The sequence below is a fragment of the Micromonospora sp. WMMD967 genome (assembly GCF_029626165.1).
In the GTDB taxonomy this organism is placed as follows: Bacteria; Actinomycetota; Actinomycetes; order Mycobacteriales; family Micromonosporaceae; genus Micromonospora; species Micromonospora taraxaci.
The window spans coordinates 2235854-2249859 of the sequence record NZ_JARUBK010000001.1; the positions used below are offsets into that span (position 1 = coordinate 2235854).

Below are 14006 nucleotides of genomic sequence, written 5' to 3' on the forward strand. Positions count from 1 at the left end.
ATAATGCCTGGTCAGACGGCTACCTAACGTCAGCCCGTCATCACGAACGGCCTTGATGTCGGCGGTACGACACCCGCTGATCGGGCCTCAGACGGGAGAAACATATGCGTACCCAGAAACAAGCCCGCGCCGTCGTCATCGTGCTGGGTCTCGTCGTGGTCGCGGCGGTGGTCGCCCCGGCGAGCCCGGCGTCCGCCGCGGTCCCCGGCCTCGTGCGGGTCGCCGCGACCAGCGTCAGCGACTCGGCCGACTTCCACAGCGCCACGGCGACCTGCCCGGCCGGCAAGGTGCTCACCGGCACCGGCTACGAACTGAACGGCGTCACCGGCGAAGGCGTCGTCGACGACCTGCGCCCCAACGGTGGCCCGGCCACCGCCCCGACAGCGGTCACCGTCGGCGCGTACGAGACGGAGGCGTTCGCCGGGAACTGGTCCGTCACGGCGTACGCGATCTGCGCCAACCCGGTGCCCGGCCTGGTGCGCGTCTCCACTGTCGGCGCGAGCAACTCGACCGACTACCACTCCATCACGGCGACCTGCCCGGCCGGCAAGGTGCTCACCGGTACGGGCTACGAACTGAACGGCGTCACCGGTGAAGGTGTCGTCGACGACTTCCGCCCCAACGGTGGCGTCGCCGCCTCGCCGACCGCCGTCACCGTGGGCGCGTACGAGTCGGACGCGACGACCCTGAACTGGTCGGTCACCGCGTACGCCATCTGCGCCAACCCGCTCCTCGGCCTGGTCCGGGCGTCGACGGTGGGGGCCAGCAACTCCCTCGACTTCCGCAGCGTCACGGCCACCTGCCCGGTCGGGAAGGTGCTGACGGGTGCCGGCTACGAGCTGAACGGGGTGACCGGCGAGGGCATCGTGGACGACTTCCGCCCCAACGGCGGCCCCGCCACCGCCCCGACATCCGTCGCCTCCGGCGCGTACGAGGAGGACGCGTTCGCGGGCAACTGGTCCGACACGGCGTACGCCATCTGCGCCACGGCGTAGCAGCGCGCGATACGTGTGGCCGTCCCGCGACCGCGCGGGGCGGCCACGTCCGTGCCTGATACCGCGATATGCCGTCAGCGGGCGGTCGGGGAAGGGCCTCGGTCATAGCGTCCCGATGGAGGGCGCGATACGAGGGAGCTGACGATGCGCACACCAACGGGGTTCGAGGAGCATCCGGTGAACGTGAACGTCGACCGGTGGCGGGCGGGGCTGCCACCGGACGCATGGCCCGACCTGCTCCCGGTGAGCGGCGAGATGTGGCGGCGGGACGTCTTCGCTGTCGCCGACGTCTACCGGGCCGGCGATGTGGGTCCACGGCAACTGCTGACCGCCGTCCTGGCCTGGGCTTACGGGCCCATCGGGTACGGCCCGTGGCGTGCGGCCAGGTCGCTCGACGCCGATCCGGACGGCAAGCGCCTGGCGTACGCGCTGGAGGAGATGTCGGCATCCGACGAGGGCCAGCTGCGGTCGGCGTACCGCCGGTTCCTCGACCCCGACCAGGCGCGGCTGCCGTGGTTGGGGCCGGGCCTGTTCACGAAGGTGCTCTACTTCGCCGGCTACCGGCGTGGTGTTGGTGGTGTGCAGCCGTTGATCCTGGACCGCGTGGTGGCCGGCCTGCTGCCCGCCGAGGCTGGGGTAGCCCGCCGGAGCGGGTGGTCGTCCGAGGAGTGGCTGGCCTACCTGCGGTGGGCGGCGGAGCAGGCCCAGGTCAGAGGGGTCGAGCCGGATGCGGTGGAGATGGCGCTACCGCGCGGCGCGTAGCCGGGTGTCGAGCGCGTCGAGGTCGGGGACGAACCAGATCTGGCCGCCCTGATTGGCCTCGTGCACCAGGGCGCGGAGCGCCGAACTCTCCGCGAGGTGCGCCGAGATGTCGCCGACGACGGCCAGCCGCAACCGGTAGTTGACGAACTTCTGCATGACGTCGCCGGCGAAGCGGGTGCCGAGCGAGAAGAAGCGTGGGTCGAGTCGGCTGGCGGGCACGGCCACCACCTGGGCGCCGAGGAACGCCGCGCCGACCAGGTCCAGCGCGTCCTGCTCGGTGACCACCGGAGGGCCGGCCGGGTCGCAGACCAGCACCGGCACTCCGGCGCGTTCCTGGATCTCGTCAGGCATCGGGGCCCTCCCGGTCGAGCAGGCCGTTGTCGGCGTTGAGGACGGCGTCGAGCAGGCGCAGCAGTTCGGCGGTGGCGGCCGGGTCACCCAGGATGATGATCTTCAGGCGAAGACGTTCCTCGTCGTGCACGGTCTGCACCCGCAGCGGGTGGGCCTGGTCGTGGCCGGTGTTGGCGCCGGCGAGCACGAGCGTGCCGAGCCGGTCGGCGGCGGCCCGGTCAACGCCGTCGACCTGCACGATGCTCGACACCTCAACGTGCCCGCTCACGCGGGTGGCGGCCGGAGTCTGACCGGTGAGCGCGTCCAGATCACCGGCGGTGATCCGGTACTGCTTGCCGATCCGCACCGCCCGCAACCGGCCGGAGCGGATGTAGCCCCGCACGGTGCGCACATGCAGCCCCAGTCGGTCGGCGACCTGCTCGACCGAGTACATGTCTTCCTTCATCGCTCCCTAACCTACCCTCAAAAGGTCGATTAGGTAATAATGCAGTCTGATTCGTTTACGGCATCAGCTCCAAAAGACCCCCGACCCGGGTGCCTTACCTGCGGCTGCGCGAATAACCCGCCCGCCTTGTCGGAGGGTTCCAGTACCGTCTGGAAACCATGGACGCGCGGCGCGGCGACGCGATCATCGGGCGGGACCACCCCGTGGGTCTGCTGCGCGCCGAGATGGACCGGGCGACCACCAGCCACGGCGGCCTCGTCCTGGTCACCGGTGAGCCGGGCATCGGCAAGACGACACTCGTCACGGCAGCGGCACGAGAGGCTCGGCAGCGTGGCGCGCTGGTGCTCGGCGCCGCCTGCTGGGATTCCGACAGCGCCCCCGGTTACTGGCCGTGGGTGCAGGTGCTTCGCGGCCTGCGGCGCTCCGCCGACGACTGGGCGGTGGCCCGCCCCACCGCCGACCCAGCCCTCGCGGCCCTGCTCGGCGAGGCCGACACCACCGGCGAACAGGCCGGCCGCGCCGCCAGTTGGGCCGGCGTCGACACCGGCGGCGACGCCGCCGACCGCGAGGCGTTCGCGTTGTTCGACGCGGTGACCGCCGCGCTGGTCGCCGTCTCCGAGCACCGACCGGTGATGGTGGTCCTCGACGACCTGCACTGGGCCGACCCGGCCTCACTGCGGCTGCTGAGTTTCGCCGCCCAGCACACCTGGTTCGAACGGTTACTGCTGATCGGCACCTACCGGGACGCCGAGGTCGAGTCGGGCGAGCACCCGCTGCGCCCCCTGCTGATGCCACTCGTCGCGAAGGCCACCAGCATCACCCTCACCGGCCTCTCCCGCGACGAGGTCGCCGCGTTGATGGCACGGACCGCAGGGCGGCAACCCGACGCCGGTCTCGTCGACGAGGTGCACCGCCGCACCGGCGGCAACCCGTTCTTCATCGAGCAGACCGCGCGACTGTGGCACGCCGACGACGCGGCCGGCACCATCGCCCCCGGCGTACGGGAGGCGGTCCGACGACGCCTGGCCCAACTGCCTCCGGCCGTGGTCGAGGCGCTCACCGTCGCCGCCGTGCTCGGTCGCGAACTCCACCGTCAGGTCCTGGCGGCCTGCGTGGCGGCCCCGGTGGCGCAGGTCGACCGGTTGCTCGACCGGGCGGTGACGGCGCGGCTGATGGTCGCCCGGGGCGGCGGCCGGTTCGCCTTCGCCCACGACCTGGTCCGCGAAACCCTCTACGACGGGTTGTCCGACGACGACCGGCAGGCCCGGCACGCGGCGGTCGTCCGGGCGGTCGACCACCTGCGAGAGCTCAGCGACCAGTTGGTCCCCGCCGACCTGGCCCGCCACGCCTACCTGGCCGGCCCCGCGCTCGACCGGGCCCAGGCGGCCACGTTGCTGGTCGCCGCCGGGCGGGACGCGTTCATCCGGCTGGCCGCCGACGAGGCGGCGGTGCACTTCCGTCGGGCGCTGGAGGTGGTCGAAGACCCCGTGCAGCGGGTGCGCATCCTCGTCGAGTTCGGCGAGGCGCAATACCATCACGCCGGCCGGGAGGAGGCCACCCACCTGCTCACCGAGGCGGGTGTGCTGGCCCGCACACTCGACGATCCGGTCCTGCTGGCGCGGGTCGCCCTCATCGTCAACCGCGCCCGGCAGGTGGAGACCGTCCACTCGGTCGAGGCGGCCGAGTTGGTCCACGAGGCGTACCGGCGGCTCATCGGCGAACCGGCCGCCGACGCGTCCGTCGGCACGCTGGTCGCCGACCTGATCACCGCCACCGAGACCATCGCCCGTCGAGGGCAGGACGACGAGGCGCTCACCTTCAGCCTCTGGGCCCGCCACGACACCACCTGGGGCCTCGGCACCGCGACGGCCCGCGTCGCACTGACCGCCGAGATCCGGGACGTGGCCCGCCGCACGGGAGACCGGGAAACCGAACTGTGGGCCACCGCGCTGCGCTGGGTGGCGCTGCTGGAGTTGGGCGACCCGCGCTTCAACGAGGAGTTCACGACCTTCGTCGGAGCGGACCGGCCGGGCGACGACCGCAGCCGGCACAAGATGGCAGCGGCCGTCGACAGCGGGATCATCGCCGCCTTCCGGGGCGACTTCGCCGAGGCCGACGCGCGGTTCACCCACGTCATCGACGTCGCCGACCCGAGCCACGCCGAGTTCGGCTTCATGGGCCACCACCTGCGCTGGTCCCGGCTGCTGCTCCAGGGTCGGTTCGCGGAAGCCGACACTCTGCTGGACGGGCTGGCCCCGATCGACTACCCCTACCAGGAGTTGCTGCGAGCGATCACCGCCGCCGAGCGGGGCGACGGCGAGACGGCGACCCGGTTGACCGCCGGCATCGAAGCCGCCGCCATCCGGTACCCGCGTCCGGTGTCGCCGCTCTGGCTGCGGTTACGCGCGCAGGTAGCAGCCGCGTCCGCCGACCCGCAGCGCTGCGACGCGGCGCGAGCCGCGCTCGCTCCACACCGTGGCGAATGGATGGTCGGGCTCTTCGGTTGTGACATCAGCGGCCCCGTCGACCACTGGTTGGCGCTGGTCGACTGCGCGCAGGAACGGTGGGACGACGCCATCGCCGGCTTCACTGCCGCCATTGCCTCCGCCGAGCGGCTGGGCTCCCGGCCCTGGTCGCTCATCGCCCGCGCCGGGCTGGTGAACGCTCTGGCCGGCCGAGGCCACCCGGGCGACGCCGCGGCGGCCGCCGCGCTGCACGCGACCACCGCGTCGGAGGCAACCGCCCTCGGTATGACGCAGGTGCTCCACCAACTCCCCGGCAGCGCGGGGGCCGTGGTGGACGTGGCCGAGTCCGGGCACACCGTCACGGCAGGTCAGACCGTCGGGCTGGCCGAAGCCGTCAGCGCAGGCCAGGCCGTCAGCGCAGGCCAGGCTGTCAGCGCAGGCCAGGCTGTCAGCGCAGGCCAGGCCGGTGCGTCGGTCCAGGTCGCGCCGGCCATCGAGGGGTACGAGTTTCGGCGCGACGGGCCGGTCTGGCAACTCGCGTACGCGAGTGTCGTGGTGCACCTGCCCGACGCCAAGGGCCTGCACGACCTGCATCTGCTGCTCAGTCGACCGGGCCGCGACGTACCCGCCGTGGAGTTGCTCGACCCGGCCGCCGGGCCGGAGTTGGTGGCGGCCCGGCAGCTGGGTGCCGACCCAGTCCTCGACGACGAGGCGAAGGCCCGCTACCGGCGGCACCTGGCCCGCCTCGACGAGGAGATCGACCGGGCCGCCGCGCGCGACGACGACCGGAAGGTGGCCGCGCTGGACGCCGAACGGGGCGCGTTGCTCGACGAGCTGCGTGCGGCTGCGGGGCTGGCCGGTCGGAGCCGCCGGCTGGGCGACGAGGCCGAGCGGGCCCGCAAGACGGTGACCGCCCGGATCCGGGACACCCTGCGCAAGCTCGACGGGCGGCACCCCGCCCTCGCCGGCCACCTGCGCGACTCCGTCTCGACCGGCAGCACGTGCCGCTACCTGCCGCCCGAGCCGCTGCGCTGGCGGCTCTGACACGACGACGGGCGCCCCCACAGCCGTGGCGACGCCCGTCGTTTCGATCACTGTCAGCGGCGGTTGTACCGGTACATGGTCAGGGTGCCGAAGACGAGCAGGAAGCCGGCGCTCCACACCAGCAGCCACATGGTGGCCGACGGGTCCGATTCGCCGCTCATCGCCCCGCGGATCGCCGCGACCAACTGCGTCACCGGGTTGACCTTCACGAACGCCTGGAGCCACCCGGGCATGGTGCTCGGGTCGACGAAGACGTTGCTGAGGAACGTCAGCGGGAACAGCACCATCATGCTGACCCCCATCACCGACTTCTCACTGCGCAGGATCAGCCCGAAGAACGTCCACACCCAGGAGAACGCGAACGAGAAGACCACCAGCAGGCCGATCCCGGTGGCGACGCCGACCACACCGCCGTGCGGGCGGAAACCGAGCACCAGCCCCAGGCCCAGGATCACCAGGGCGGCGAGGACGTAGCGCAGCACGTCGCCGAAGATCATGCCGACCAGGGCGGACGGACGCCAGACGGGCAGCGTCCGGAACCGGTCGAAGATGCCCTTCTCGATGTCGGTGTTGAGGCCGATACCGGTGTACATGGTGATCATCACGACGCTGGTCACCATGATGCCGGGCAGGAAGAACTGCAGGTATTCGCGCGGGCTGCCGGCGAGTGCGCCACCGAACAGGTACGTGAACATCAGCACCATGATGATCGGGAACGCGGTCACGTCGAAGAGCTGCTCCGGCACGTGCTTGATCTTCAGCATGGCGCGCCAACCGAAGGTGAGCGACGCGCCCAACGCGCTGGGCCGGGGCGGCCGGGCACCGGGCGCGAGCACCGTCGCCAGCGCCTCGGCGGACGGGACGTAGACGGACGGCGCCCGTTCGGTGGCGGTAGTGGTGGTGGTGTCGCTCATCGGGCTGCCTCCAGCTCGTCGTCGCGGTCGTCGGTCGGCACGGCGGGATGGTCGGTCAGGGCCAGGAAGACCTCGTCCAGGCTCGGCTGGCCGAGCGAGAAGTTGTCCACGACGATGCCGGCGCGGGCCAGGTCGCCCAGCACCCGGGCGGCCTGGGCGCTGGCGTCGAGGTCGGTGCCGGCCTCACCGACGCGGGCCGTCAACGCCACCGGGTCGGCGGCGAGCTGCACCGGCACGTCGAGCGCCTCCCGGAGCACCCGCTCCGCCTCGGGGCGTTGCCCGGGATCGCGCAGTCGCAGTTGGACGGTGCCCGAGCCGATCGACGACTTCAGCTCGCCCGGGGTGCCCTCGGCGATCACCCGGCCGTGGTCGACGACCGCGATCCGCCCGGCGAGCTGGTCGGCCTCGTCCAGGTACTGCGTGGTCAGCAGGACCGTCGTGCCGTGCGACACCACCGCCCGGACGATCTCCCACACCTGGTTGCGGCTGCGCGGGTCGAGGCCGGTCGTCGGCTCGTCGAGGAACAGCAGGTCGGGAGTGTTGAGGATGCTCGCGGCGATGTCGATGCGCCGCCGCATCCCACCCGAGTACTTCTTCACCTGGCGGTCGCTCGCGTCGGTCAGACCGAACGCGGCGAGCAGGGCCGCCGCGCGTTCCCGGGCGGCCGGCTTGCGCAGGCCGAGCAGGCGGGCGAGGAGCACCAGGTTCTCCGTGCCGGTCAGGTCCTCGTCGACCGAGGCGTACTGGCCGGTGAGGCTGACCCGGGAGCGCACCTTGTCGGCCTCGGTGACCACGTCATGGCCGAACACCCGGGCCGAACCGCCGTCGGGACGCAGCAACGTCGCGAGGACCCGGACCGCCGTGGTCTTGCCCGCCCCGTTCGGCCCGAGCAGACCGTAGACGGTGCCGGCGGGCACCTGAAGGTCGATCCCGGCCAGCGCCCGGGTGTCCCCGAACGAACGAGTCAACCCCTCGGCCTCGATGGCCAGACCGGTGGTGCGTCTACTCATGATTCTTACCTTCCGTCGGACGTGTTCAGGAGACGTACGGCCGAGCCGCCCGACCGTCGCGCAGGGCCAGACCCCACCAGCGGAGCTGGTCGAGCAGGACGCCCGCGTCGCGGCGCAGCTCGTCGGTGCACTGCGGAACCGGCTCTCCGGCGAGCAGGTCGATCCCGACGACGTCGCGCACCGTCATCGCGTGCAGCGCGGTGAAGACAGTGCGCAACTGGTCGACGGCGTGCAGGCCGGTGGACCGACAGCCGTACGACACGAAGCCGACCGGTTTCGCCTGCCACTCGTCGTACGCGTAGTCGATCGCCTGCTTCAAGGGTGCCGGAAAACTGTGGTTGTACTCGGGGGTGACCACGACGAACGCGTCCGCCCGGCCCACCTCGCTGACGAACGCCCGGATGGACGCTGTCGGCTCGGCGGGATAGGTGGCCGGGAAGTCGTAGTCGGTCAGGTCAACGACAGTGACCGCCAGGTCGTCGTGCCGCGCGGCCTGGTCGACGAACCAACCGGCGACCCGGTCTCCGACCCGCCCTTCCCGGGTGCTGCCGACGATCACGGCGATCCGCAACTGTGTCATCGCCACCCCCTTCCACTCTGAAGGCGCGAGGTGACGGCCGGCCGCCCGCTAGATCCGATCTAGCGGGCGGCGTTTCGGAGCGGAATGTCGCACGGGTCGGCTTGACTGGTGCCGACGAACAGGGGATCGGAATGGCGCAGGCACACCTCGAACCGTGGCACGAGCGCGACCTCGACCTGCTGCGACAGCTCAACTCACCGGAGACGCGTAAGCACACCGGCGGGCCGGAGACCGACGAGCAGGTGCTCGCCCGGCACGACCGGTACGTGCACTTCGCCGACAGCGGGCAGGGTTGCATGTTCACGGTGGTGCTGCCGGACGGCGCTCGGGCCGGCAGCGTCGGCTACTGGGCCCGCGAGTGGCGCGAGCAACAGGTGTACGAGCTGGGCTGGGCGGTGCTGCCCGCGTACCGGGGAAAGGGCCTGGCCACCGTCGCGGTGCTCGCGGCCCTCGACGTGGCCCGCGCGCGACGGGACCGGCGCTTCGCGCACGCCTATCCGTCGGTCGACAATCCCGCCTCCAACGCGGTCTGCCGCAAGACCGGGTTCACGCTGTTGGGCGAGACGGGGTTCGAATACCCGCCGGGGCAGATGATGCGGGCCAACGACTGGCAGCTCGACCTGACCGCCCCGCCGACCGGGAGCTGAGGTCGGCGGGGCGGCTGGTGACAGGTCACCAGGGCAGCACGCCGTAGCCACCGCCGGCGTCCATCTGGAAGCCCCAGAGCAGGCCGCTCGGCCCGTCGGCGGGCAGCGTCGCCAGGTGCACGCTCACCTCGGCGCCCTGTTCGGCGGAGCGGAAGCCGCTGTTGCCGTTCAGGTCGGTGGCGCAGTAGCCCGGGTTCGCCGCGTTGACCTTGATCGGGGTGTCCCGCAACTCCTTGGCGTACATGGCGGTGAGCATGTTCAGCGCCGCCTTCGACGACGGGTACGGCACCGAGGTCAGCTCGAACAGCGCGCCGTCCGGGTCGGTCATCACGGTGATCGAGCCGACCTCGCTGGAGACGTTGACGATCCGTGCCCCAGGTGCCCGGCGAAGCAGCGGCAGCAGCGCGTTCGTCACCGTCACCACTCCGAAGACGTTGGTCTCGTACAGCCGGCGCATCGTCGCCACAGTGGTCTCGCTGGGCAACCCTCGCGCGCCGTCGGCGAGGACGATGCCGGCGTTGTTGACCAGTACGTCGAGCCGGCCGTACTCCGCCTCGACCAGCTTCGCGGCGGCGGCCACCGACTCGACGTCGGTCACGTCCAGCGCCACGAACCGGGCGTCCGCGCCGCCGTCGCGCAGCTCCCGCTCCGCTGTCCGGCCCCGCTCGGCGTCCCGCGCGCCCACCAACACTGTCATCCCGAGACCGCCGAGTTGACGGGCGGTGGCCAGGCCGATCCCCTTGTTGGCCCCGGTGATCAGGGCGATCGTGTTCGTCATGCGTCGAGCCTGTCCCGGCCGGTGACGTGCCAGGAGAGACGGGCCGAGGCTGGGACCGGCGGTACCACCCTGACCTGCCCCGCCCGGGGCATGCTGGGGGCATGACGAGCGGCGGCCTGCGGCGTGACGAACTGGCGGCGTTCCTGCGCACCCGGCGGGCCCGGCTGCGTCCCGCCGAGGTGGGGCTCCCCGAGGGCGAGCGCCGACGCACCCCCGGGCTGCGCCGGCAGGAGGTGGCCCAGCTCGCCGGGATGTCGATCGACTACTACATCCGGCTGGAGCAGGGCCGGGGGCCGCACCCGTCCCGGCAGGTGCTCGCCTCGATGGCCCGGGCGCTGCTGTTGAGCCGGGACGAGCGCGAGTATCTGTTCCGGCTCGCCGGGGAGAACCCGCCGCCGACCCGTGGGCCGAGCCGGGAGGTGCCGTCCGGCCTGCGGCACCTGCTCGACGCGATGACCGAGACCCCGGCGTACCTCGTCGACGCCGCGTACCACGTGCTGGCCTGGAACCGTCTGGCCACGTACTTCGTCGGGGATCTCTCGACGGTGCCCGACGCGGACCGCAACATGATCCGCTGGACGTTCCGGCAGCCGGTGACCAGCGGCCACTGGAATGACGCCGAGATACTCCGGTTCGTCCGCGGTACGGTCGCGGACCTGCGGGCCGCGTACGGCCGCTACCCGGCCGACCCGGCGATCCGTGAGCTGGTCACCGAACTGCTCGGCACCTCACCCCGGTTCGCCCAGCTCTGGGCCGAGCACGACGTGGCCGAACGTCGTCCCATCGTGAAGCGGGTGCCGTACCCCGAGCTGGGGCCGTTGGAGTTCGAGTGCCGGGTGCTGCACGTGCAGGAGACCGACCAGCGGATGATCGTCTATGTCCCCGAGCCCGGCTCGCCGACCCAGGCGGCGTTTCACCGGATCGCGGAGCGCGTCGGCCCGTGACCTCCGTGGCTCGTGCCCTCCGTGGCCGGAGGGGGCAACTGCCGCGAGCGTTATACCTCAGAGTCATAGTTATGACTCTGAGGTATAACGCTTGTTGGGCCATGACCCGCCGGACGGCGGGCCGGGGTCAGTTGGGCAGGTAGGCGAAGGTGTCCGGGTTCGGGCCCTGCCGCCCGGCCTCGCCCTGGTTCAACCCGGTGATCCGCTCCATGGCGGCGTCGTCCAGCTCGAAGTCGAAGATCTTGGTGTTCTCCTCGATCCGCTTCGGGGTGGTCGACTTCGGGAAGATGATGTCGCCGCGCTGCACGTGCCAGCGGAGCACCACCTGCGCCGGGGTCCGGCCGACCTGCTCGGCGAGGTCGACCACCGTCGGGTCGTCGAGCACCTTGCCCTGCGCGATGGGCGACCAGGCCTCGGTGAGGATGTTGTGCGCGCGACCGTAGGCGCGCACCTCGTCGTTGGTGAAGTACGGGTGCGCCTCGATCTGGTTCACCGCCGGCACGACGTTCGCCTCGTCGGCCAGCCGCTCCAGGTGGGGGACCTGGAAGTTCGACACGCCGATCGAGCGGGCCCGGCCGTCGCGCTGGAACTCCTCCAGCGTCTTCCACGTCGACACGTAGTCGCCGTCGTACAGGGTCGGCAGCGGCCAGTGGATGAGGAACAGGTCGATGTAGTCCATCTTCAGCGCCGCGAGCGTCGAGTCGAACGCCCGGCGGGCGTCGTCGGGGCGGTGGAAGGCGTTGTTCAGCTTGCTGGTCACGTAGACCGCGCTCCGGTCGAGGCCGGACATGCGTACCGCCTCGCCGACCTCGGCCTCGTTGCCGTACATCTCGGCGGTGTCGATGTGCCGGTAGCCCGTCTCCAGGGCGGTGGTCACCGCGGCGGCGGTGTCCTTCGGCTCGATCTGGAACACCCCGAAGCCGAGCTGCGGAATGGTGGTGCCGTCATTCAGGCTGATGTCGGGAATGGTGTTGGCCACTACGGCTCCTTCGCGTCATCGTCGTTGCCTGTCATCCATACCCGGGTGGCCTGTCGAATCACCGCACAACGCGAGGTGACGAGCGCAACGTCGGAATGGTTCACCCGGTCGTGTCGAAGAGCACCGGCCAGGGGCGTGCGGCCGGCGCCGACGTTCCGGCCGACGCGGGGGGCGGCGCGGGCTCGGCGTCGGCCAACACGTCGGCGGCGAGCTGCCCGAACATCGGGGCCGCCGGGTGCGCCGACCGGTCCGGCCAGACCGCCGAGGTCCGCTTCGCCACCGGTGCGTCGACGATCGGCCGCCAGGCGATCCGCGGCTCGCGGCGCGCCACCGACGCCGGTTCCACTGCCACCCCGCCCCCGGCCAGCACCAGCCCGAACAGGAACTCCGGGTTGCGGGCCGGGCGTACCCGGGTCGGCCGCCAACCGTGCTGTCGGCACACCGCCAACAGGTGGTCGTGCCAGCCGGGCGCGGTGGCCCGGGGCGCGGCCACCAGATCCAGACCGGCCAGCGACGCGAGCGCCACCTCCCGGCCGCGGGCCAGCGGCGAGGTCCGCGGCAGCAACACCCCCAGGGGTACGTCCACGGGGGCGCCGAAGCGCAGCCCGTCCGCCGCGACCGGGTGGTGCACGAGCCCCACGTCCAGGGTCCGCTCGGCGAGCATGCGTACCTGCTCGGCGGTGGTCAGCTCGTGCAGCTCCACGTCGAGGCCGGGTGCCCGGGTGGTGAGCCCGTCCAGCAGCGCCCGCAGCGTCACAGCGGGTGTCTCCGGCGGCACCCCGGCCCGGAGTACGCCCAGCTCACCGGCGCGAATCTGTCCCATCAGGTTGCGCAGCCGCCCCTCGCCGGCGAGCAACTCCTCCGCCTCGCCGAGCAGCAGCTCACCGGCGGTGGTGAGGCGTACCTGGCGGCGGGACCTGTCGAACAACTCGACAGTCAGCTCCCGTTCGAGCCGCTGGATCGACTGGCTCAGGGGCGGCTGGGCCATCCCGAGCAGGTCGGCGGCCCGGCCGAAGTGCAACTCGTGTGCGACGACCACGAAGTGCCGCAGGTGCCGGAGCAGATCCACTGCCCCGACCCTACGCCAGCCCCGACCCCGGGCCGCTGGATAGCGTGCTGGCGTGGACGTGGACGAACGCATCGAGGTGATCTTCGCCGCCGCCGGGGTGACCGCCAGCCTGCACGCCGTGGACCTGGACGCCGTGGACCTGCACGCCGAGGACCTGGACGCGGCCGGCGTTGCCCGGGAGGTCGGGGTGCGGGCCGACGAGCAGGTGGTGATCGCCTCCATCTTCAAGATCCTGCTGGTGCTGGAGTTCGCCCGGCAGGTCGAGGCCGGCCAACTCGACCCGACCGAACGGGTACTGGTCACCGCCGCCGACCGGCTCGGCGGATGGGGACTGGCCGGCTGCGTCGACGACGCCGAGGTGTCCCTGCGCGACCTCGCGTACTTCGCCATGTCCGTCAGTGACAACACGGCCGCCGACCTGCTGCTGCGTCGGGTCGGCCCGGACCTGCTCCCGATGCTCGCCGCCGAGTTGGGGATGACGCGTACCCGCATCCGGGGTGGTCCCCGGGAGCTGGTCGAGCTGATGCTCGCCGACGTGGGCGCGCGTACCGAGGCGGACTTCGCCCGGATCTTCCCCACGTTGCCGGCGGACCGGATCCGGGCGATGCGGGTGTTCGACCCGGCGCACACCACCTCCAGCACCGCGCGGGAGATCACCCGACTGCTCACCATGATCTGGCGGGACGAGGCCGGACCGGCGGCCGCCTGCGCGATGGTCCGTACCTGGATGGCCCGGCAACTGTTCTGGACGCGGCTGGCCGCCGGCTTCCCGTCCGGGGTGCGGGTCGCCGGGAAGACCGGCACCCTGCCCGGGCTGCATCTGGAGGCCGGGGTCGCGGAATACCCCGACGGCGGCCGGTACGCGATCGCCGTCTTCGCCAGCGCCGACCAGTTGGCGTCGCGGCGGATCGACGTGGACCTGGCGATGGGGGAGGCCGCCCGGACAGCCGTGGAGGCGCTGCGCGGCGACTGATTTCGTGCCCGTCGGCACGCTGGCGCACGACCACTGAGCAGGCCCGATAT

The 14006-nt window shown here is 71.9% G+C and carries 14 protein-coding genes; 6 read left to right on the forward strand and 8 right to left on the reverse strand.

Going from position 1 to position 14006, the window contains the following annotated elements:
* Nucleotides 1–104 precede the first annotated feature (104 nt).
* Both O7631_RS10545 and O7631_RS10550 read left to right on the forward strand, forming a co-directional pair.
* Entirely contained in the window at nucleotides 105–995 is an 891-nt protein-coding gene (locus O7631_RS10545) for a hypothetical protein (RefSeq protein ID WP_278144076.1), read from the forward strand.
* A gap of 144 nt (nucleotides 996–1139) precedes the next feature.
* On the forward strand, nucleotides 1140–1757 hold the full coding sequence (locus O7631_RS10550; protein ID WP_278144077.1) for a hypothetical protein: 618 nt from the start codon (nucleotides 1140–1142) through the stop codon (nucleotides 1755–1757).
* On the opposite strand, the gene O7631_RS10555 is transcribed toward O7631_RS10550, so the two are convergent.
* Both O7631_RS10555 and O7631_RS10560 read right to left on the reverse strand, forming a co-directional pair.
* Entirely contained in the window at nucleotides 1740–2108 is a 369-nt protein-coding gene (locus O7631_RS10555; protein WP_278144078.1) for a DUF4180 domain-containing protein, read from the reverse strand. The two genes, O7631_RS10550 and O7631_RS10555, sit on opposite strands and share 18 nt — an antisense overlap.
* Entirely contained in the window at nucleotides 2101–2553 is a 453-nt protein-coding gene (locus tag O7631_RS10560; protein ID WP_278144079.1) for a helix-turn-helix domain-containing protein, read from the reverse strand. Before O7631_RS10560 ends, O7631_RS10555 begins: the two co-directional genes overlap by 8 nt.
* A 158-nt stretch (nucleotides 2554–2711) precedes the next feature.
* Between O7631_RS10560 and O7631_RS10565 the strand changes: the two genes are divergently transcribed.
* Complete coding sequence (locus O7631_RS10565; RefSeq protein ID WP_278144080.1) at nucleotides 2712–6062, forward strand: AAA family ATPase; 3351 nt, start codon at nucleotides 2712–2714, stop codon at nucleotides 6060–6062.
* Nucleotides 6063–6115: 53 nt separating this feature from the next.
* Here O7631_RS10565 and O7631_RS10570 read toward each other — a convergent pair whose 3' ends face one another.
* The 3 genes from O7631_RS10570 to O7631_RS10580 are packed head-to-tail and all read right to left on the reverse strand — an operon-like array spanning nucleotide 6116 to nucleotide 8566.
* The gene (locus O7631_RS10570; RefSeq protein WP_278144081.1) at nucleotides 6116–6976 is read right to left on the reverse strand and encodes an ABC transporter permease; all 861 of its coding nucleotides are present in this window, start codon (nucleotides 6974–6976) and stop codon (nucleotides 6116–6118) included.
* Nucleotides 6973–7986 carry an ATP-binding cassette domain-containing protein gene (locus tag O7631_RS10575; protein ID WP_278144082.1) on the reverse strand — a complete coding sequence of 338 codons (1014 nt, stop codon included), beginning with the start codon at nucleotides 7984–7986 and terminating at the stop codon, nucleotides 6973–6975. The genes O7631_RS10570 and O7631_RS10575 overlap by 4 nt, the downstream gene beginning before the upstream one ends.
* 25 nt (nucleotides 7987–8011) lie before the next feature.
* On the reverse strand, nucleotides 8012–8566 hold the full coding sequence (locus tag O7631_RS10580) for an NAD(P)H-dependent oxidoreductase (protein WP_278144083.1): 555 nt from the start codon (nucleotides 8564–8566) through the stop codon (nucleotides 8012–8014).
* Nucleotides 8567–8697: 131 nt separating this feature from the next.
* Here O7631_RS10580 and O7631_RS10585 point away from each other — a divergent pair, with 131 nt between their 5' ends.
* Nucleotides 8698–9213 carry a GNAT family N-acetyltransferase gene (locus O7631_RS10585; RefSeq protein ID WP_278144084.1) on the forward strand — a complete coding sequence of 172 codons (516 nt, stop codon included), beginning with the start codon at nucleotides 8698–8700 and terminating at the stop codon, nucleotides 9211–9213.
* A gap of 25 nt (nucleotides 9214–9238) precedes the next feature.
* On the opposite strand, the gene O7631_RS10590 is transcribed toward O7631_RS10585, so the two are convergent.
* Complete coding sequence (locus O7631_RS10590; protein ID WP_278144085.1) at nucleotides 9239–9991, reverse strand: SDR family oxidoreductase; 753 nt, start codon at nucleotides 9989–9991, stop codon at nucleotides 9239–9241.
* Between the two features lie 101 nt (nucleotides 9992–10092).
* Between O7631_RS10590 and O7631_RS10595 the strand changes: the two genes are divergently transcribed.
* Nucleotides 10093–10935, forward strand: coding sequence for a helix-turn-helix transcriptional regulator (locus O7631_RS10595; protein WP_278144086.1), 843 nt, complete (start codon nucleotides 10093–10095; stop codon nucleotides 10933–10935).
* A gap of 127 nt (nucleotides 10936–11062) precedes the next feature.
* On the opposite strand, the gene O7631_RS10600 is transcribed toward O7631_RS10595, so the two are convergent.
* Both O7631_RS10600 and O7631_RS10605 read right to left on the reverse strand, forming a co-directional pair.
* Nucleotides 11063–11914, reverse strand: a complete 852-nt coding sequence (locus O7631_RS10600) for an aldo/keto reductase (RefSeq protein ID WP_278144087.1) — start codon at nucleotides 11912–11914, stop codon at nucleotides 11063–11065.
* A 100-nt stretch (nucleotides 11915–12014) separates the two neighbouring features.
* Nucleotides 12015–12983, reverse strand: coding sequence for a LysR family transcriptional regulator (locus tag O7631_RS10605; RefSeq protein WP_278144088.1), 969 nt, complete (start codon nucleotides 12981–12983; stop codon nucleotides 12015–12017).
* Between the two features lie 52 nt (nucleotides 12984–13035).
* On the opposite strand from O7631_RS10605, the gene O7631_RS10610 reads away from it, so the two are divergent.
* Nucleotides 13036–13956, forward strand: coding sequence for a serine hydrolase (locus tag O7631_RS10610; protein WP_278144089.1), 921 nt, complete (start codon nucleotides 13036–13038; stop codon nucleotides 13954–13956).
* Nucleotides 13957–14006: the final 50 nt, after the last annotated feature.